The sequence below is a fragment of the Propylenella binzhouense genome, assembly GCF_009866965.1.
Classification (GTDB): domain Bacteria; phylum Pseudomonadota; class Alphaproteobacteria; order Rhizobiales; family Afifellaceae; genus Propylenella; species Propylenella binzhouense.
The window spans coordinates 37,536-55,622 of sequence record NZ_SPKJ01000017.1 but is presented as its reverse complement, the minus strand read 5'-3'; the positions used below and the strand labels follow the sequence as shown (position 1 = coordinate 55,622).

Here is an 18,087-nt window from a genome sequence, read left to right as displayed (position 1 = left end):
CCGGCCCGGCCGGACTGAGCCCGCCGGCTCCCGCTTGCCGTCGCGGCCGGGCGCACCGGGGGTCCGCGCGCCGCCCGGCCCGGGCGATCAGCCGGTATATTCGAGGATGTGCATTCCCGCGCCCCAGCGGTCGATCAGGTAGAGCCGGCCGGCATCGTCGCAGCCGATGTCGTTCGACTGGATCTCCTCCTGCCCCTCCGGCACGGCCGGCACGTAATGGCCGACCTCCTTCGGGCGGAGCGGATCGCTCACGTCCACGGCGCGCAGCCCGGCGTTGAAATAGGTGATGAAGACGAGGTCCTTCCACGGCCCTTCGGAGGGAATGTTCTCGAGGATGTTGTGGGCGCCGAAGCGGCCGGCCCGGTGGAAGTAGGTCTCCCGGTCGGGAAACCAGGTGGAGACCGTCACGGGGTTCGTCTCGTCGCGGATATCGACGATCCACATGAACTGGCTGTCCCAGTAGCTCTGCTTCGCCCGCGCCTCGTCGGTGACGACGAGATAGGGCCTGTCCCCGATCGGCCAGGCCGTGTGGTTGGAACCGACGAAGGGCGGCGACCACCGCGTATGCCCGACGAGCTTCATGTTGCGGAGGTCGGAGCAGTCGATGATGGCGACGCCGCCGCCCCAGAACGCGGCGAACATGCGGTCGCCCCGGATCATCGGCGGCCCGTGCAGGGTGCAGGTCTGCTCGGCGGGGTGCGGATCGTTGTGGATCCCTTCTCCCGTCGCCCTCTGCGAGGGCAGTCCCCAGATGCTCACCACTTCGGGTTTCAGCGGATCGCGGATGTCCATGGTCCAGATGACGCGGCGGTCCCAGCCCGGCGCGTCGTTCGGGAAGAAGGCGAGCTGCCGCTCGTTGTCGACGCCGAAGCGGTGCGGTCCGCTGCCCGGCATGTCGTAGAACCCGACTTCGCGGATCGTGCCCGGCCTGCTGATGTCGAAGATGTAGAAGCCGGTGCGCGCGCCCTTGCCGCGATCGCCCGGCAGCGCTTCCGAGTTCACGTAGAGGATGTCGTCGCCGACGATCCTGAGCTTGTGCATGTGGATGCCGGGCGGCGCCAGGAATTCGGCGACCTTCCGCGGATTGCGCGGATCGCTCACGTCGTGGACGGTGAAGCCCTCCCTGCCGTTGTAGCTCGAGCCGCCGACCGCGCCGACATAGGCGTGCCCGCGCCTGACCTCGACGAGGCTGCCGCCGCCCCAGGCGGCCGACCGGTCGTGGCCGAGCAGCCGAAAGTTCTTCGCTTCCTCTCCGCGCATCATCGTCTCCAGGACCTTCTTGGGCGCCGCATTCAGGCGGGTTCGTAACGCGAGCCGATCGCCGGCCTGCCGACGCCGAGGCCCGGCAGTTCCCAGACGCCGGCGCCGGCCGGGTTCTTGTCGGCGCCGATATTCGCGTCGATGAGGCAGGGCCTGTTCCTGGCGATCGCGGCCTTGATGGCGTCGCCGAGATCGTCGGCGCGGTCGACGCTGACGCCGTCGATGCCGGCGGCGCGCGCCATCGCCGCGAAATCGGGATTGTAGGGCTGCCCCGTCTCGGGATGCCTGAAGTCGGTCGCAAGCTCGCGTCCGCCGAGATAGCCGCGCTGCAGCCCCCGGATCGACGCGTAGGCGTAGTTGTTCCAGACCACCCAGACGACCGGCAGACCGTATTCGACGGCCGTGCCGAGCACATTGGCGTGCATGAAGAACGCGCCGTCCCCGCAGACGGAGACGCAGGGCCGGTCGGGCGCGGCGAGCTTGGCGCCGAGCACGCCGCCGACGCCGAAGCCCATCGGGCCGAAGCCCATCGAGCCGATGAGGGAATCGGGCCGGCGCGGTTCGCAGAACTGGATCAGCCAGTTGTGATGGATGCCGATGTCGCTGACGAGGATCGCATCCTCCGGCAGCGCCCTGTCGATCACGCGGGCGGCGCGCTGCGGGTTGATCGGCGTCGAATCGTCGTGGAAGCCAGGCTCGATGAAGGCGTCCCATTCCTTCCGCCAGCCGTCGATCGAAGCGAGCCAGCGCTCGCGGGCTTCCGGGACCGCGACGGGGCCCCGCGCGTCGAGCGCTCCGTTGAGCTGGCGCAGAAAGGTGCGGACATCCGCCATCAGCCCGAGCGCAACGGGGTAGTTCCGCCCGATCTCGTCGGGATCGATGTCGACATGGATGAGCCTGGTCGGCGGGATCGTGAACGAATAGCCGGGAAGCCAGGAACTGGAGGTCCGGTCGTCGAACCGGACGCCGAGCGCGAGCAGCACGTCGGCCTGCCGGGTCGCGTGGTTGGACTGGTAGGGCCCGTTGCGGGCGACGAGCCCGAGATTGAGCTCGTGCCGGCTGTCGATCGCGCCCTGCCCGCTCGCCGAACAGGCGACCGGGATGCGCAGGCGCTCCGCGAGGCGGAGCAGATCCTCCGTGGCGCGGCCGTATTTCACGCCCTGCCCGACCAGGATCACCGGCCGCTCGGCGGAAACGAGCATGTCGAGCGCCCGCTCGACGCCTTCGGGATCGGCGCCCGCGCGGCAGGAGATGTTGGCGGTCCAATCCTCCGGCCGCGGCGTCTCCTCGGCGGCCGCCTCCTTGAAGATGTCGAAGGGCACGTCGAGCACGACCGGGCCGGGACGTCCGGTCACCATCGTCTTCCATGCCTGGCGGATGGCGAGCGGCACCATCTCGCCCCGCGTCGGCTGGAACACGCGCTTGCAATAGGCGCGGACCGTGGAGGGGAAGTCGGCCTGGTAATGGCGGTAGAGCTCCTGGAAGGCGCCGCGGTTGAACTGGCTCGTCGGGACGTTGCCGGTGATCGCCAGGAACGGCACGGAATCGAGATAGGCGTTGGCGAGCGAGATCGGCATGTTCGCCGAGCCGGGCCCGCAGGAGGTGAAGGTCGCGACCGGCTGCCCGCTCACCCGGTAATAGACGTCCGCCATGAAGCCGGAGATGCTCTCGTGGTGGACGGAGATCGTCGCGATCTCGTCCGCGCGCTCGTAGAGGGCGTCGATGAACCCGATGTTGCCGTGGCCGCACAGGCCGAAGGCATAGGGCACCTTTTCGCGGATCAGGTAATCGACGATGACCTGGCCGCCATTCAGCATGTTCTCGCGCATTCGGGTTCTTTCCTGGCTTCCTGGCCGGCGGTGGCGGCCGCCGCCCCGCCGGCGCCTCGACGGATCTCGGCCGGCACGTCAGGCCAGGCCCACGGAGGGCGTGCGGAACGCAAGGTCGGCGGCATGGGTGGCCCGCACGGCCATCTCCTGCGCAGCCTCCGGGCTCGCCTCGCCTGCGAGCACGCGGCAGCGCTCGGGATCGATCGCGGCGAACAGCGTTCCGCCCGGCGCGACCTCGACGGGATCGCTGGCCTGGACCCGGAGCGGGATCTCGCCCGCGGCGACGAAATATTCCGAATAGGGGCCGAGAAAGTAGCGCTGCTTCAGGGTGACTGGGACCACGTTGGGTCCGGACGGCCGCTCGATTTGAAGCCGGATGCATTCGGGACGGATCGCCAGAACCGCCGCGCGGCCCGGCGCGAGCGGCTCGTCGCTGCAGCAGACGAGCTCTCCGAGCGGGGTCCGCACCAGCCAGTTGCCGTCGCCCGCGGGCCCGGCCACGGTGCCCTCGACGAAATTGCTGAGACCGATGAAATCCGCGACGAAGCGGGACTTCGGCCTAGCGTAGACTTCCTCCGGCCGCCCGGACTGGGAGATGCGGCCCTTCTCCATCACGATCACCGTGCGGCTCATCACCATCGCCTCCGCCTGGTCGTGGGTGACGTAGACCGCCGGAATGCCGAGCTTGCTCTGGATCTCGATGAGCTCGAAGCGCATCCGCTCGCGCAGCTTGGCGTCGAGATTGGAGAGCGGCTCGTCGAAGAGAAGCGCGCGCGGCTCCATGACGAGGGCGCGGGCGAGCGCGACGCGCTGCTGCTGGCCGCCGGAGAGCTGCGTCGGGAAGCGCTCTTCATAGCCGACGAGGCCGACGATCCTCAGCTTGTCGGCCACGCGCGCCTCCATCTCCGCGCGCGGGACGCCGCCCTGGACCTTGAGCGGATAGGCGACGTTCTCCTTCACCGTCATGTGCGGCCAGACCGCATAGGACTGGAAGACCATGCCGAAATGCCGCTTGTTCGGGGGCCGGAAGAAGCCGGTCGCCGCGTCGGCGACGGGCTCGCCGTTGAGGAGGATCGCGCCGCCGTCGGGGCGCTCGAAGCCGGCGATGCAGCGCAGCGTCGTCGTCTTGCCGCAGCCGCTCGGGCCGAGCAGCGATATGAACTCGTCGCGCTCGACCGAGAAGGAGATGCCGTCCACGGCCAGCACGGAGCCGTAGCGCTTGGTCAGCCGGTCCACGATCAGGCTCGTCAAGGCGTCCTCCCGCCGGTTCGCTCGCCGGGCGTGCGGTCGAGGCCCGACACCCATTTGGCGAGCGCGAGCATCGCCAGCGCCATTCCGATCTGCAGGAAGGCGAGCGCGGAGAGCGCGCGGAACTCGCCGCCGAGAAGCAGGTCGTAGATCGCGACCGAGAGCACCTCCAGCCGCGGCGAATAGAGCAGGATCGAGGCGCTCAGCTCGCGCGAGAAGGCGATGAAGAGCAGGATCCAGCCGGCGAGCATGCCGGGCTTCAGGAGCGGCAGCGTCACGTTCTTGAAGGTCTGGAACCAGTTCGCGCCGCTCGAGAGCGAGGATTCCTCCAGTTCGGGGTGGATCTGGACGAGCGTCGCCGAGGTCGCGCGCACCCCGATCGGGATGTAGCGCGTCATGTAGGCCGCGAAGAGGATCCAGATCGTGCCGTAGAGCACGACCGGCGGGTGGATCCAGGCGTGGAGGAGGCCGAAGGCGAGGACGACGCCGGGAAAGCCCATCGGCACCATGGAGAGATAGTCGAGCGCGCGGCGTCCGGGCAGGCGCGTCCGCAGCGAGAGGAACGAGATGACGGCGCAGAGGAGCATCGTCACGCTCGCGCCGACCACCGCGAGGAAGAGGCTGTTCACCAAAGCGCGCTGCGTGATCGGATAGTCGAAGAACACCCAGCGGTAATTCTCGAGCGTCCACTGGTCCCAGCGGAAGTCCGCCGTCCAGATCGTCCGGATCGAGCTCAGGAAGATCGCGGCGTAGGGCAGGGCGACCGCGAGCATGAGATAGGCGAGGCAGGCCGCGAAGATGGCCCAGCGCAGCCTGCCGAGACGGAACCGGCGGGGCTGCGCGCCCTTGCCGCCGATCGTGGTGTAGGAGCGTCGCCCGAGCATCCGGCGCTGCAGCCAGAGCCCCACGAGCGCGATCGCCAGCAGCGTCACGCTGAGCGCGGCGCCGAGCCCGAGGCGGATCGGGTAGGAGGCCTGGCTCTCCACGATGCTGGTGGTGAGGACCCGGATCCGTGCCGGCGTGCCGAGCACCGCCGGGACGCCGAACTGTTCCGCCGCGAGCACGAAGACGAGAAGCGCACCGCCGAGGATCGCCGGCAGGACGAGGGGGAGCGTCACCCGCGTGGTGGTGCGCCACAGGCCGGCGCCGGCCGAGAGGGACGCCTCCTCAAGCGTCGGATCCATCGAGCGGAGCGCGCCGGCGACCATCAGGAACACGAACGGCATCTCGTAGAGCGATTCCACGAAGATCATGCCGCCGAGGGAATAGATGTCGAGGAGGACGCCGGGGCCGCCGAGATAGGACCAGAGCTGGTTCAGGAGCCCCGCCCCGGGGCTTGCGAGAAGGACCCAGGCGAGCGCTCCGATGAAGGGGGTCGAGATGAAGGGGACCACCGACGCCATTTCGACGAGACGGCGGCCCGGCATGTCGGTGCGCACGACCGCCCATGCGAGGAAGGTGCCGGCGATCGTGGCGGCGACCGCGGTGCCGGAGGCGATCACGAGCGTGTTGAGGATCGCGCCGAGATTCCGGGCGTTGCCGTAGGCCTCGGCGAACCATTTCAGCGTGAGCCCGCCCGCTTCGTCGCGCAGCGACATGCCGAGCAGGATCGCCGCCGGATAGACGATGAGAGCGCACAGAAACAGGATGACGACGACCTGCACGTAGAAGAGCGGGTCGAGGAGCGACGCCGCTCTCACCCGCCTCATCACGATCCCGTACTGTCCGGCCGCTTCGGAGACTGCCACAGACCCGCTCTATCAGTCCGTCCGGGGAGACGCGCCGGACGCCCGGCGCATCCGGTACTGGGGTGGCGCCTACTTGAAGAGCTCGCCCCACGCGTCGAGCAGGTCCGCCTGCTCTTCGAACAGCTTGTCGAGGTCGGCGGCGGAACTGCCGATGCGCTTCACTTCGCTGAGCGGGCGCCGGCCGTGCTCCCGCGAGAGCGGCTCCACGTCGTCGCGCATCGAGGGCGTGTAGTACGTCTTCTGCCAGGAGGTCTGCGCCTCCTTACTGAGGGCGAAGTCGACGAACTTCTTCGACCCCTCGGGGTCGGGCGCATCCTTCGAGATGCCGATCACCTCGTAGCTGATCGGCAGGCCCTCCTCCGGGAAGACGACGTTGAGGTTCGCGCCCTTGTCGATCTCGCCGAAGACGTAATATTGCAGGATCATGGCTGCGACCGGGCGCTCGCCGGAGACGACGGTGTCCGTGGTCTCGCCGGAGCCCTGCTTCACCAGCACGTCCTGTGCGGCAAGCTTCTCCATGAACTCCTTGCCGTAGGCGCTGCGGAGCGCACCGAACCAGTGGAGCGTGGCGCCGCTCGAAAAGGCGTCCGCCGTGACGAGCTTGCCCTTCCACTTCGGATCGAGCAGGTCCTCCCAGTGCTTGGGCGCCTCCTCCGGCTTGATCACGTCGGCGTTGTAGGCCATGCAGCAGACCAAAGCCTTGATCGGGGTCCAGAAGCCCTTCATCCGGATGTCGTCGGGATAGTGCGCGGCTTCCGGGCTGTCGTACTCCATCAAGAGACCCTGGCGCGCCCATTGCGACATCAGGCCGGGAATCGAGACGTCGATCGGGCCGCATTGTGCCTGCCCGGCCTGCGCTTCCTGCGCGAAGCGCTGCGCGAGCTTCACGCCGCCGGTGCGGAAATATTCGACCGTGTTGCCGGTCTTCTCCTTGTACATCTTGGCCCAGCCGTCGACGGATTCGACGGAGGAGGCCGAGTACCACATCAGCGGACCCGCCGCGCGCGCGTCGCCGGCGAAGGAGCCGCCCAGCGCGGTGGCCGCCGCGGCCGTGCCGATTCCCTGCACGAAGGTCCGCCGCGAAATGCGTGGGTTCGGGATCGTGCTTGCTCGAATGATGCCCATCGATGGTCCTCCCTCGTCTCGGCCGCCCGGCCTTCCCGCCAGGACTCTCCGGCCCTGGTCTTTTCTCGATTATTCTCGATTGAACTGCCGTAAAGTGAGCATGTCAACAGATCCGGGCCATGAGGCCGGCCGCGGAAGGGCGGCTCGGACGGAGCCGCGGAGAGCGACGGGCGGGGCCCGCCGCAAGGCGCGCGACGCGGCCGCCGATCCGGCGATCCGCAGCGTCGGAAGAGGGCCGGGAACGCTCATCCGAGGTCGAGCCGCAACAGGTCCGCGGCGTTCCGGAACAGGACCTTCTCCATCGATTCCGGACGGATCGGCAGCGTCCGGAACCATTCCGCATATCTGTCGACGGGCGTGAAGGGATAGGAGCTTCCGTAAAGGAACCGGTCCGAGAGGAAGCCGTCTGCCGCGGCCACGTAGTCATTCATGCCGGGCATGTTGGCGAGATACTGGTCGGGCGAGACATAGAGGTTGGGGCGCCGGTAGGCGATGTGGAGCACCTGGTGCACCCAGGGCCAGCCGCCGTGCGAGACGACGATCCTGAGCTCCGGGAAATCGGCTGCGACCCGGTCGAGATGGGCCGGCTCGGTGTAGCTGAGGTCGGGACCGGCGCTGCCGCCGGCCATGATGATGACCGGGATCCCGATGCCCTCGCAATGCGCGTAGATCGGATAGAGGCGGCGATCGTCCGCCTTCATCGGAACGGCATAGGAGGCCGGTTCGATGTTGATCGCCCGAAAGCCCAGTCCGGCGACCCGGGTGATTTCCGAGATGGCGCCGTCGCGATCCGTCGGATCGATCGAGCCGACGGCAACGAAGCGGCCGGGATGGTCGGCCGCGATCTTCGCGACGTCGTCGTTCGTCACCGAGCCGAACAGGCCGGACAGCCGGCCGACCACCACGCCCGCCGCCACTCCCGCGCGGTCCATCTCCTCGAGGAGAAGCGGCATGGACCTCTGCACCGCCGAGGGCGCCGGCTCGAAGCCGTGCATCCGGGTCAGCCGGTCGCGCCGGGGCGCGTTCGCGTACATGATCATGTCGAGGAAGCCGCCGACCGGCGGCCTCAGGCGGAAGTCGACGATCCTCACCGAGAGAGCCCCCGGCTAGGACGCGGCGCGTCCGGCTTCCGCCGCCCCGTCCGGCCCGTCCCAGAGCTCGGCGATGCTCGACATGTCGCTCGCATCGTGGCCGAGCGCCGAGACGCGCCGGTAGACCTTCTCGGCGGCCTGAAGCACGGGAACCTGGGCGTGTGCACGCGCGGCCATGCTCTCGGCGATCGCCAGATGCGTGCAGACATTGCCGATCGTGACGCGCGGCGCGGCATAGTCCCGGGCGATGATGCGGGGGCCGAAGGATTCGAGCGCCTTGCTCGCCGCGCCGGACATGAGCGCCTCCTGCAGGACGGGCAGGTCGATGCCGAGCCGCTCGCCGAGCGACAGCATCTCGCCCACCAGCGCGACCGTGGCGTAGCTCAGCGCATTCGTCATCGCCTTGGTGGCATGGCCCGACCCGAGCGCACCCATCCGGTGGAACGTGTCGCCCATCGCCGAGAGGGCCGGTTCCACGCGCGCGAAATCGGCCTCGTCGCCGCCGACGAAGAAGGCGAGCTTGCCCTGCTTCGCGCCCGCGATGCCGCGCGTCACCGGTGCGTCGACCATGGCGACGCCGCGTGCCGCGAACTTTCGGCCGAGCGCCGCCGTGCTTTCCGGATCGCTGGTGGAACAGTCGACCACGACCGAGCCCGCGGGAAGGGAGGCGAGCAGGCCGCCGTCCCCGAGCGCCACCGCCTCCACCTCCCGCGAGGAGGGCAGCATGAGGATGGCGATGCCGCCGCCGGAGGCCGCCTCCGCGAGGTCCGCGGCGACCTTCGCCCCCTGCTCGCGCAGCCGCGCGACCGGCTCCGGCCGCCGGTTTCCGACGGCGGTCAGGTCGAAGCCCTTTGCGAGGAGGTTGGCGGCCATGGGCTCGCCCATCGCGCCGAGACCGATGAAGATGATGCGTTCCATGATGTCCCCGATCGGCGGAGCGGTGCCGCCCCAGAGAATGCGGCGGCCGGGCCTCAGGTCAGGCTCAGCGCTCGACGGGCGCGAACCGCGCCGGGATCAGAAGCTTGTTCTCCTGGCTCACCAGGAACGGCTTGAGCTTCGGGCGGAAGGCCTGCCAGCGCGGGTCCGCCACGAGTGCCGCCCTGCGCTCGGCGCGATCCTGGAGATCGCGATAGGCCCAGAGATGCACGATCTGGTTCTGCGGCCCGAATTCGGTCTGGAAATAGCCGAGGGGGGTGCCGAGATGCTCGGTCTGGACCGCGAAGCCCTCCTCCTCCACCAGCTTCAGGAAGCCGCCGGCCGACATCGGGGCCAGGGTGTAGATCCGTTCTTCGACGACCATTCGCCCTCCCGGTCGCTCAGAGATCGTTGCGATCCGCACCGGCCCGCCCAGGGCAGTCCAGCTCGATCGGATTCCCATTTCGCGTCCACTAGAGTATCGTGAACTGGGATTGTCAATGAGCGTCGGCACCTTCTTGCCTCCGGCGTGGCATCGGTTCGGCCGGGGGGAGCATGGTCCGCGCTTGACGGCCCTCGGGCCGCCCTGTGCAGTGGCGGCGGAATGCGGCCGGAGAGAACGAGCCGGGAGGGCGGGAACGATGAGCGTGAGCAGGCTGGCCGTCGCGGAAGCGGAGACTGCCAGGCGGGTGCCGATGCTGATCGGCGGCGAGTGGCGCTACGGGCGGAGCGAATACGGGATCCGCGATCCCTATCGCGGTGACGTCGTTTCGATCGTGCCGGAATCCGACGCCGACGATCTCGACGCCGCCCTTGCCGCCGCCGGCGCCGCGAAGGCGCAGGCGGCCGCCATGCCGGGCTACGAACGCGCGGCGCTCCTCGATCGCGTCGGCGTCCTCCTTGCCGAGCGTGCCGGCGAGATCGCGGAGATCATGACCCGGGAGACCGGCAAGGCGCTCAAGGATTCCCGCGCCGAAATCGCCCGCTCGCGCGACACGATCCGGCTCTCGGCGGAGGAGGCGGTCCGCATCCAGGGCGAGCACGTGCCCCTCGATGCGACCGCGATGGGCGCGGGCAAGATCGCCATGCTGCTGCGCTTCCCGGTCGGGATCGTGGCCGGCATCACCCCCTTCAACGCCCCTTTCAACCTCGCGGCCCACAAGGTCGCCCCGGCGCTCGCATCCGGCAACGTCCTGGTGCTCAAGCCGCCGCCGCAGGCCGCCCTCGTGGTGCACAAGCTCGTCGAGCTCTTCGTCGATGCCGGGCTGCCGCCGGGATTTCTGAACGTCGTCTACGGCAACACGGTCGGGCCGCTGCTCGTCCGCGATCCGCGGGTCGATTTCATCACCTTCACCGGCTCGACCAAGGTGGGTGCCGAGATCAAGGCGGCGTCCGGGCTGAGGCGCGTCGCGCTCGAACTCGGCGGCACCGGCCAGACGATCGTCCATTCGGACGCCGACATAGCGGAGGCGGCGCCCGTCTGCGCCCGCAACGCGATGCGCCTCGCCGGCCAGAGCTGCGCCTCGGTGCAGAACGTCTACGTCCACGAGAGCCTCTACGACCGCTTCGTCGAGCGGATGGCGGACGAGGTGCGCGGGCTCAGGATCGGCGATCCGCTGGAACCGGAGACGGATGTCGGCACGCTCATCGACGAGAACGCGGCGAAGCGCGTGGAATCGTGGGTGAGCGAGGCGGTCGCGCGCGGCGCGAAGCTCCTCGCCGGCGGCGGGCGGCGCGGCGCGCAGGTCGAACCGACGCTGCTGGTCGACGTCGAGCCTTCCATGCAGGTCGTCTGCAACGAGGTCTTCGGGCCGGTCGCCTCGGTCCAGCGCTACAGCGACATCGAGGACATGTTCCGGCTGGTAAGCGAGGCGCCGCTCGGGCTCCAGTGCGGCATCTATACGAGGTCCCTGGAGATCGCGCTCCAGGCGGCCCGCCGCATCCGCAGCGGCGCGATCATCATCAACGGCACGTCGACCTGGCGCACCGACCAGCTGCCCTATGGCGGGGTCAAGAACAGCGGCATCGGGCGGGAGGGCCCGCATTACGCCATTCGGGAGATGACGGAGGAACGGCTCGTCGTCTTCAATCTGTGAGACGGGCCGGGCGCGGCTTCGGGTGACCGGCCGCCTCACCCGAAGCCGTAGAGCCGCGCAGGATTGTCGACGAGGATCCGCTTCCGCGCCTGCTCGTCCGGCACCCAGTCGGACAGCAGGTTGAAGAGCCCGCCGTCATTCGGCATCTCGCCCCAGTGGAGGACATGCGGCCAGTCGGAGCCCCAGACGACGCGGCCCGGCGCGGCCTCGACGACGGCGCGGGCGAACGGGGCGACATCGGAATAGGGCAGCCTTTCCTCCGCCGAGATACGGTAGGGGCCCGTCAGCTTCACCCAGAACAGCCCGTCGCGGAGGAGCTCGAGAAAGCGCCTGTAGCCGGGATGGTCGAGGCCCTCGGCCGTCCTGCAATAGCCGATATGGCCGACCGAGACCGGCACGGGCATGCTCCTCACGAGCGATTCCAGCTCCGGCGCGCTTTCGACCTGGACGAGGAGTTCCACGTGCCAGCCCAGATGCTTGATCCGTTCCGCGACCTTCGCGAGCGCGGCGAGCGAGCTGAACGGCATCCCGCCGCGATCGACGAGATTGACGCGGATGCCGCGCGCGCCCTTCTCGTGCATCGTCTCGAGGTCCCGCTCGGAGACCTCCTCCCCGACCGAGACGACGGCGCGCAGCCGCTGCGGATGCCGGCTCGCCGCATCCAGGATCGCCCGGTTGTCGGTGCCGTGCGCGCTCGCCTGCACGAGGACCAGGCGTTCGACCCCGAGCCGCCGCTCAAGGTCCAGGAGGTCGGCGAGCGGCGCCGGAGCGGGCGTGTAGCCGCGTTCGCCCTGCAGCGGATAGCGCTCGAACGGTTCGAATATGTGCGCGTGGCAGTCGGCCGCGCCCGCCGGCACGTCGAAGGCGGGCGGCACGGGATGCGCATCGGGCGCGGGGCAGACCGGCAGGGGCTGCGACATCGGCTTGCTCCAAAGCGTGCTGCGGTCCTCTCCGCTCCGGGCGCCATGCTCACCCGCAACGCGGGTCGATTGTAAAGAGGCCCGCCGTCGAAATCCGCCGCGACCTGCGCCGGCATTTCGCCACCACCTGCGGGGGCAGATTCGGGGCGCGCGCTCGGCCGCCCGGGACTTCGGCCCAATCTTCCATGTCAGCTTTAAACTGTTTCACGCAATGCCGGGTTCAGCAACGGCGCCGGGCTCTCCTAAGCTCGCCGGACAACAAGATTGAAACGGCGCAAACGGGACTTCCGATCCGCAAGCGCCGACTTGCCTCCCCTCTGGAGGGAATCGACGGATCTGTCGTAGACTAGAGGGCGCGTCCCGCCGGATTTCTCACCTGAATTATCCGGTGATGAATGAGAGCTGCCGGATGCCGATGGCATCGAACGGCAGCCTTGCGGGGAGGACGGATCGTGGCATCGACCGATCGGCATCAGCAGGGCGAGTGGGTCGCCCATTTCCCGCGCCACGCGTCCTGGTCGAATGCGACGCTGATCTGCAAGGGCATGGCGCCTTACGGCGCGGTCGCGCTCGCCGAGATCGACCGGATCGGCACGCGGCTGCGGGGCCGCGAGGGCGACGCCGCGGCCTGGCGCGACGAATGGTGCGCGATGGCCGGCCATGTCGAGCGGATGGGCGACGCGGCCGCCGCCGAGGCCCACGATTTGACGGCGGGCCATTATTATCTCCGCGCCGGCAACTACTATTACACCGGCGAGCGGATGGTGCCGCCCGGCCCGGAAAAGCAGGCGATCTACGAGAAGGCGCTCCGCTGCTACCGCGCCGGCCTCGCCCGCCGCCATCCCGAGATCGAGCCGGTCGAGGTGCCGCTTGCGGACGGGACGAGCCTCCCCGCTTATTTCATGAGGTCGCCCTGGGCGGCCGGCCCCGCGCCGACCGTCGTGCTCTTCGACGGGCTCGACAATTGCAAGGAGATGAGCGTCCTCTTCGCGGGACTGGAATTCGCCCGGCGCGGTTTCCACACGCTCGCCGTGGACGGGCCCGGCCAGGGCGAGGCGATCCGGCTGCGCGGGATCCGCTATCGCCATGACTACGAGGTGCCCGGCGCCGCGGCCTTCGACTACGTGGCCGGCCGCGGCGATGTCGACCGGTCCCGCGTCGCCGTCATGGGCTACAGCTTCGGCGGCTATTGCGCGCCACGGGTCGCCAGCCTCGACCCGCGCTATTCGGCCTGCGTCGCGTTCGGCGCGACCTACTGGGACATGGCCGAGTGGCTGGCGAACAAGTACCGGATCGCGGGCGATGCGAGCCGTGCCACCACCAGCGACTTCCAGATCCAGTGGGTGCTCGGGACGGCGAGCCGCGAGGAGAGCTTCGTGAAGATGCGGCGCTTCACGCTCGACGGCGTGGTGCAGCGGATGGCCTGTCCGTTCCTGGTCGTGCACGGCGAGGACGATCCGCTCGTTCCGATCGATTCGGTCCGCCGCCTCCACGCCGAGGCCGGCTCCGCGGACAAGACGCTGAAGATCTTCTCGGCGGAGGAGGGCGGCTCCCAGCATTGCCAGGTCGACGACCGGCAGGCGGGCGTGGACTTCATCGCCGACTGGCTCGCCGACCGCTGGCTGTCGCGCGAGGCGGGCAGTCCGTCCGACAGGGGGAAGGAGGCGATGCTGGCCTGATAGTCCGGGAAGGTGGCCGCAAGATCGGCTCGAGCCGACGGGGCACCGACCCAAACGGGAACAGGGAGGAGGAACAGGATGAAATTCGGATTGAAGTCATCATTGGGGCTCATCGCGGCCCTGGTGCTCTCGGGGTCCGCGCTCGCGCAGGGCGCCGGCGATTTTCCGAACAAGCCGGTGACGCTCGTCGTCGCCTTCTCGCCCGGCGGTTCGACGGACAATCTGGCGCGCGTCATCGTCGACGATTTCGGCCAGGTGCTCGGCCAGCCGGTGGTCGTCGAGAACAGGCCCGGGGCCGGCGGCTACGTGGCTTGGCGCTCGGTCCAGTCGGCACCGCCCGACGGCTATACGGTGCTGCTCGCGGAGAACGCGGTGGCGCTCGGCAAGGCGCTTCGCCCCGACGAGCCGCTCGATCCGCGCAAGGCCTTCGAGGCGGTCGCCAAGATCGGGACGGCCCCGATGGCGCTCATCATCAATTCCAAGCTCGAGCCCAAGACCTTCCAGGAATTCGTCGAGTTCGCGAAGGCGAAGGAGGGCGGCGTGAACTTCAGCTCCTCGGGCGTCGGGAGCGTCTCCCACATGACGTTCGATGCCCTCGCCGACCTCATCGGCGTGCAGCCTCAGCACATTCCCTATCGCGGCGGCGGCGAGGCCAACGCCGCGGTGGTGGGCGGCCATGTCGACGCCATGATGCAGAGCGTCGGCAGCGCGCGGAAGCTTTCGGAAGAGGGCGGCGTGCGGGTGCTCGCGGTCACGTCCGAGGAGCGCAATCCGACCATGCCGGACGTGCCCACGCTGAAGGAGCTCGGCGTCGAGCCGGACGTGGAGCTCAGGTTCTGGTGGGGCATCTTCGTGCCGGCCGGGACGCCCGCCCCGATCAAGGAGAAGCTCGCGGCCGCGATGAAGGAGACCCTGGAGCGTCCGGCGGTGCGCGACCGGCTCGCCAATATCGAGGTGGCGCCTGAATTCGGACCCGCCGAGGAAATGGCGGCCTCGCTCGACAGCGAGATCACCAACTGGTCGGCGCTGGTGGAGAAGCGCGGCATCAAGGCCGACTGACCGCAGCGGGCCGCCCGGACGCGCATGGCGCCTCGATGCGCGGCCCGCGCGCCTTCGGCCCGGGCGTAGCCCGGGCCGCTTCGTCCCGCATCTCGGCTGGTCGACGGAGGTGTCATGATTGAACGGCAAAGTCGCACGAAAGACCTCATCGGCGGCGGGATCCTCTGTGCGGTCGGGATCTTCTTCGTCGCCGGCGCCATTCGCCTGCATCTCGGGACGGCCCAGCACATGGGCCCGGGATATTTTCCGCTGGTGCTCGGAATCATCCTCGTCGTGCTGTCGGCGGTCCTCCTGCTCCAGGCAGGGCCGGCGCAGATCAGCGAGCGGATCGCGCCGAGGCCTCTCCTCGCCGTATGCGCCGGGATCGCCGCCTTCGCCCTCGGGCTGCACTGGCTGGGCCTGATCCCGGCGGTGTTCCTGACGGTCGTGCTCGCCTCGCTCGGCGACAGGTCGGCGCGTCCGGCGAGCGCCGCCTTGCTCGGATTGGCGCTGGCGGTCGGCGCCTGGGCCGTGTTCCGCCTGGGGCTGCACCTGCCGATGCCCGGATTCGCGGGGCTGCTGCAGTGGACGCGCTGATCCTCGGCTTCGAGGTCGCGCTCACGGGCACGAACCTCGCCTACTGCTTCCTCGGCGTGCTGCTCGGCACGGCGATCGGCGTGCTGCCGGGGATCGGCGCGCTCGCCGCGGTCTCCATGCTGCTCCCGGTCACCTTCTATCTCCATCCCACGACGGCGCTGATCCTGCTCGCGGGCGTCTATTACGGCGCCGAATATGGCGGCTCGACCGCTTCCATCCTGCTCCGCCTCCCGGGCACCCCGGCGAGCGCGATCACCTGCCTCGACGGCTATCCAATGGCCAAGCAGGGCAAGGCCGGCGTCGCGCTCTTCACGACCAGCGTCGGCTCCTTCATCGGCGGCTCGCTCGGCATCATCCTGATGATGGTGCTGACGCCGGCGATCATGACCATGTCGCTCGCCTTCGGCCCGGCGGAATATTTCGCGATCATCCTGCTCGGGCTGGTCGCCGCCGGGACCGCCACCGGGGGCTCCGTCGTCAAGGGCCTGATGATGATCGTCTTCGGCCTGCTCGTCGGGTGCATCGGCACCGATCTGAATACCGGGGTCGTGCGCTACGACCTCGGCTTCTACGAGCTTCAGGACGGCATCAACATGGTCGTCCTCGCGATGGGTCTCTTCGGCGTGTCGGAGGTGATCGCCTCGATCGACCGGCCGGGCGGGGAGATCGTCCAGCGGCGCATCTCGCTTCGCTCGATGATCCCTTCGCGCGCGGAGTGGCGCCAGGCCTATCCGGCCATTCTGCGCGGCAGCGCGATCGGCGCCTTCTTCGGCCCGCTGCCCGGCACCGGACCCTCGCTCGCGTCGTTCATGAGCTACCTGGTGGAAAAGCGCATCGCGCGCGACCCGTCCCGGTTCGGCAAGGGCGCGATCGAGGGCGTGGCCTCGCCGGAGGCCGCCAACAACGCGGCCGTGCAGACCGCGTTCATCCCGACGCTGGCGCTCGGGATCCCCGGTACGGCCACGACCGCGATCCTGCTCGGCGCCATGATGGTACACGGCATCCAGCCCGGTCCGCGCCTCGTCACGCAGAACCAGGACCTGTTCTGGGGCGTGATCGCGAGCTTCTGGATCGGGAACCTGCTGCTTCTGATCCTCAACATCCCCCTGATCGGGATCTGGGTGAGCATCCTCAAGATCCCGTACCGGCTCCTATACCCGGCGATCCTGATCTTCATCTGCGTCGGCGTCTACAGCGTCAACAACAACCTCTTCGACGTCTGGATGGTGCTCATCGTCGGCCTGGTGGGCTACGGGCTGCGGCTGCTCGAATTCGAGCCCGCGCCGCTCCTGATCGGATACATTCTGGGGCCGCTCCTGGAAGAGAACCTGCGCAGGGGGCTCCTGCTCTTCCGCGGGGACTACATGGGCTTCGTCCAGCGGCCGATCAGCGCGGGCATCCTGCTCCTCCTGGTCCTTCTGATCGCCTATGTCGCCTGGTCGCGCTACCGGGCGGTCCGCCGGGGCGTCTCCGCCGCCGCGGCGGGATGAGGCGGGACGGGAAGGGCGCGCCATGCTGACCCGCCGCCTCGGAACGGCAGGGCCCGAAGTCTCGGCGATCGGCCTCGGCTGCCTGGGCCTCACCTCGGGCTACGGCGCTCCCGCCGAGGCGGATGCGCTGGCGACGCTCGACCGCGCCATCGCGCGCGGCGTCACCCTCTTCGACACGTCGGACGCCTATGGCAGCGGCCGCAACGAGGCGTTTCTCGGCGGGGCGCTCGCCGGCCGCCGTGCCGGGCTCGTCATCGCCACCAAGTTCGGCAATCTGCGGAATGCGGGCGGCGGTCCGGGTGGCGTGAACGGGCGCCCGGACTATGTCCCGCAGGCCTGCGACGCCAGCCTCCGGCGCCTCGGGATCGAGACGATCGACCTCTACTACCAGCACCGCGTCGATCCCGCCGTGCCGATCGAGGAGACGGTCGGTGCGATGGCGCGCCTCGTGGAAGCCGGCAAGGTGCGGTTCCTCGGCCTCTGCGAGGCCGGTCCGGACACGATCCGCCGCGCCCATGCGGTCCATCCCCTGAGCGCGGTGCAGACCGAGTACTCGCTCTGGTCCCGCGATGCCGAGGCGGAGATCCTGCCCCTCCTCGCCGAGCTCGGAATCGCGCTCGTCGCCTACAGCCCGCTCGGCCGGGGCTTCCTGGCCGGGGCGCTGAAGGATCCCGCCGAGCTCGCGCCGGGCGACATGCGGCGCCTCCATCCGCGCTTCGAAGCCGGGAACTTCGCCCGGAACCGGCGGCTGCTCGCACCGCTTGAGGCGCTCGCCGAGGCTCACGGCGCCGCGCCGGCGAGCATCGCACTCGCCTGGGTCCTCCAGCGCTCGCCCGGAATCGTGCCGATCCCGGGCACGCACAGGGTCGCGCATCTGGAGGCGAACCTGCGGGCGCTGGAAATCGAGCTCACGCCGGGGGAGTGCGCCCTGCTCGAGGCGGCCTTCATGCCCGGCAGCGCCGCCGGCCTGCGCTATCCGCCCGCGCTCCTCGCAATGCTCGGGCTCTGAACCCGGGTCGAAGCAAGCCGGGCGCGGCGGCGGTCAACCATC

General features: G+C 69.3%; 15 protein-coding genes. 6 read left to right on the top strand and 9 right to left on the bottom strand.

Translation table 11 applies throughout. From position 1 onward, the window contains the following. Positions 1 to 87: 87 nt before the first annotated feature. The 8 genes from E4O86_RS07720 to E4O86_RS07685 all read right to left on the bottom strand — a co-directional run bounded on the left by E4O86_RS07720 (position 88) and on the right by E4O86_RS07685 (position 9,601). Entirely contained in the window at positions 88 to 1,260 is a 1,173-nt protein-coding gene (locus E4O86_RS07720) for an LVIVD repeat-containing protein (RefSeq protein WP_161139947.1), read from the bottom strand. A 32-nt stretch (positions 1,261 to 1,292) separates the two neighbouring features. Next, the gene (locus E4O86_RS07715; protein WP_161139946.1) at positions 1,293 to 3,089 is read right to left on the bottom strand and encodes a thiamine pyrophosphate-binding protein; all 1,797 of its coding nucleotides are present in this window, start codon (positions 3,087 to 3,089) and stop codon (positions 1,293 to 1,295) included. Between the two features lie 78 nt (positions 3,090 to 3,167). Further along, positions 3,168 to 4,340, bottom strand: coding sequence for an ABC transporter ATP-binding protein (locus tag E4O86_RS07710; protein ID WP_161139945.1), 1,173 nt, complete (start codon positions 4,338 to 4,340; stop codon positions 3,168 to 3,170). Then, the gene (locus tag E4O86_RS07705; protein WP_161139944.1) at positions 4,337 to 6,046 is read right to left on the bottom strand and encodes an ABC transporter permease; all 1,710 of its coding nucleotides are present in this window, start codon (positions 6,044 to 6,046) and stop codon (positions 4,337 to 4,339) included. The genes E4O86_RS07710 and E4O86_RS07705 overlap by 4 nt, the downstream gene beginning before the upstream one ends. A 108-nt stretch (positions 6,047 to 6,154) precedes the next feature. Next, positions 6,155 to 7,210: an ABC transporter substrate-binding protein gene (locus E4O86_RS07700; RefSeq protein WP_161139943.1), complete on the bottom strand. Its 1,056-nt coding sequence runs from the start codon at positions 7,208 to 7,210 to the stop codon at positions 6,155 to 6,157. A 245-nt stretch (positions 7,211 to 7,455) separates the two neighbouring features. Continuing rightward, a complete protein-coding gene (locus E4O86_RS07695) occupies positions 7,456 to 8,301 on the bottom strand; it encodes an amidohydrolase family protein (RefSeq protein WP_343039121.1) in 846 nt (281 codons plus the stop codon). Positions 8,302 to 8,316: 15 nt separating this feature from the next. Further along, complete coding sequence (locus E4O86_RS07690; RefSeq protein WP_161139942.1) at positions 8,317 to 9,219, bottom strand: NAD(P)-dependent oxidoreductase; 903 nt, start codon at positions 9,217 to 9,219, stop codon at positions 8,317 to 8,319. Positions 9,220 to 9,283: 64 nt separating this feature from the next. Beyond that, positions 9,284 to 9,601, bottom strand: a complete 318-nt coding sequence (locus E4O86_RS07685; protein ID WP_161139941.1) for an NIPSNAP family protein — start codon at positions 9,599 to 9,601, stop codon at positions 9,284 to 9,286. A gap of 256 nt (positions 9,602 to 9,857) precedes the next feature. Here E4O86_RS07685 and E4O86_RS07680 point away from each other — a divergent pair, with 256 nt between their 5' ends. Next, positions 9,858 to 11,312 (top strand): aldehyde dehydrogenase family protein, encoded by a 1,455-nt coding sequence (locus E4O86_RS07680; protein WP_205520765.1) that lies wholly within the window; start codon positions 9,858 to 9,860, stop codon positions 11,310 to 11,312. A gap of 35 nt (positions 11,313 to 11,347) precedes the next feature. Here the strand turns inward: E4O86_RS07680 and E4O86_RS07675 are convergent, their stop codons facing one another. Beyond that, positions 11,348 to 12,232 carry an amidohydrolase family protein gene (locus tag E4O86_RS07675; protein WP_161139940.1) on the bottom strand — a complete coding sequence of 295 codons (885 nt, stop codon included), beginning with the start codon at positions 12,230 to 12,232 and terminating at the stop codon, positions 11,348 to 11,350. Between the two features lie 452 nt (positions 12,233 to 12,684). Here E4O86_RS07675 and E4O86_RS07670 point away from each other — a divergent pair, with 452 nt between their 5' ends. From E4O86_RS07670 to E4O86_RS07650, 5 genes are all read left to right on the top strand, one after another. Beyond that, positions 12,685 to 13,911: an alpha/beta hydrolase gene (locus tag E4O86_RS07670; RefSeq protein WP_161139939.1), complete on the top strand. Its 1,227-nt coding sequence runs from the start codon at positions 12,685 to 12,687 to the stop codon at positions 13,909 to 13,911. Between the two features lie 90 nt (positions 13,912 to 14,001). After that, the gene (locus tag E4O86_RS07665) at positions 14,002 to 14,970 is read left to right on the top strand and encodes a Bug family tripartite tricarboxylate transporter substrate binding protein (protein ID WP_161139938.1); all 969 of its coding nucleotides are present in this window, start codon (positions 14,002 to 14,004) and stop codon (positions 14,968 to 14,970) included. A 114-nt stretch (positions 14,971 to 15,084) separates the two neighbouring features. Beyond that, positions 15,085 to 15,546 carry a tripartite tricarboxylate transporter TctB family protein gene (locus E4O86_RS07660; RefSeq protein ID WP_161139937.1) on the top strand — a complete coding sequence of 154 codons (462 nt, stop codon included), beginning with the start codon at positions 15,085 to 15,087 and terminating at the stop codon, positions 15,544 to 15,546. Beyond that, on the top strand, positions 15,534 to 17,036 hold the full coding sequence (locus E4O86_RS07655) for a tripartite tricarboxylate transporter permease (protein WP_161139936.1): 1,503 nt from the start codon (positions 15,534 to 15,536) through the stop codon (positions 17,034 to 17,036). The genes E4O86_RS07660 and E4O86_RS07655 overlap by 13 nt, the downstream gene beginning before the upstream one ends. 22 nt (positions 17,037 to 17,058) lie before the next feature. Next, on the top strand, positions 17,059 to 18,045 hold the full coding sequence (locus tag E4O86_RS07650; protein WP_161139935.1) for an aldo/keto reductase: 987 nt from the start codon (positions 17,059 to 17,061) through the stop codon (positions 18,043 to 18,045). Positions 18,046 to 18,087 lie beyond the last annotated feature (42 nt).

What these genes read in the sequence shown, in the direction of transcription:
- E4O86_RS07720 (WP_161139947.1), bottom strand. Translation starts at nt 1,260, where the DNA reads ATGCGCGGAGAGGAAGCGAAGAACTTTCGGCTGCTCGGCCACGACCGG.
- E4O86_RS07715 (WP_161139946.1), bottom strand. Translation starts at nt 3,089, where the DNA reads ATGCGCGAGAACATGCTGAATGGCGGCCAGGTCATCGTCGATTACCTG.
- E4O86_RS07705 (WP_161139944.1), bottom strand. Translation starts at nt 6,046, where the DNA reads ATGAGGCGGGTGAGAGCGGCGTCGCTCCTCGACCCGCTCTTCTACGTG.
- E4O86_RS07700 (WP_161139943.1), bottom strand. Translation starts at nt 7,210, where the DNA reads ATGGGCATCATTCGAGCAAGCACGATCCCGAACCCACGCATTTCGCGG.
- E4O86_RS07690 (WP_161139942.1), bottom strand. Translation starts at nt 9,219, where the DNA reads ATGGAACGCATCATCTTCATCGGTCTCGGCGCGATGGGCGAGCCCATG.
- E4O86_RS07685 (WP_161139941.1), bottom strand. Translation starts at nt 9,601, where the DNA reads ATGGTCGTCGAAGAACGGATCTACACCCTGGCCCCGATGTCGGCCGGC.
- E4O86_RS07680 (WP_205520765.1), top strand. Translation starts at nt 9,858, where the DNA reads ATGAGCGTGAGCAGGCTGGCCGTCGCGGAAGCGGAGACTGCCAGGCGG.
- E4O86_RS07675 (WP_161139940.1), bottom strand. Translation starts at nt 12,232, where the DNA reads ATGTCGCAGCCCCTGCCGGTCTGCCCCGCGCCCGATGCGCATCCCGTG.
- E4O86_RS07660 (WP_161139937.1), top strand. Translation starts at nt 15,085, where the DNA reads ATGATTGAACGGCAAAGTCGCACGAAAGACCTCATCGGCGGCGGGATC.
- E4O86_RS07650 (WP_161139935.1), top strand. Translation starts at nt 17,059, where the DNA reads ATGCTGACCCGCCGCCTCGGAACGGCAGGGCCCGAAGTCTCGGCGATC.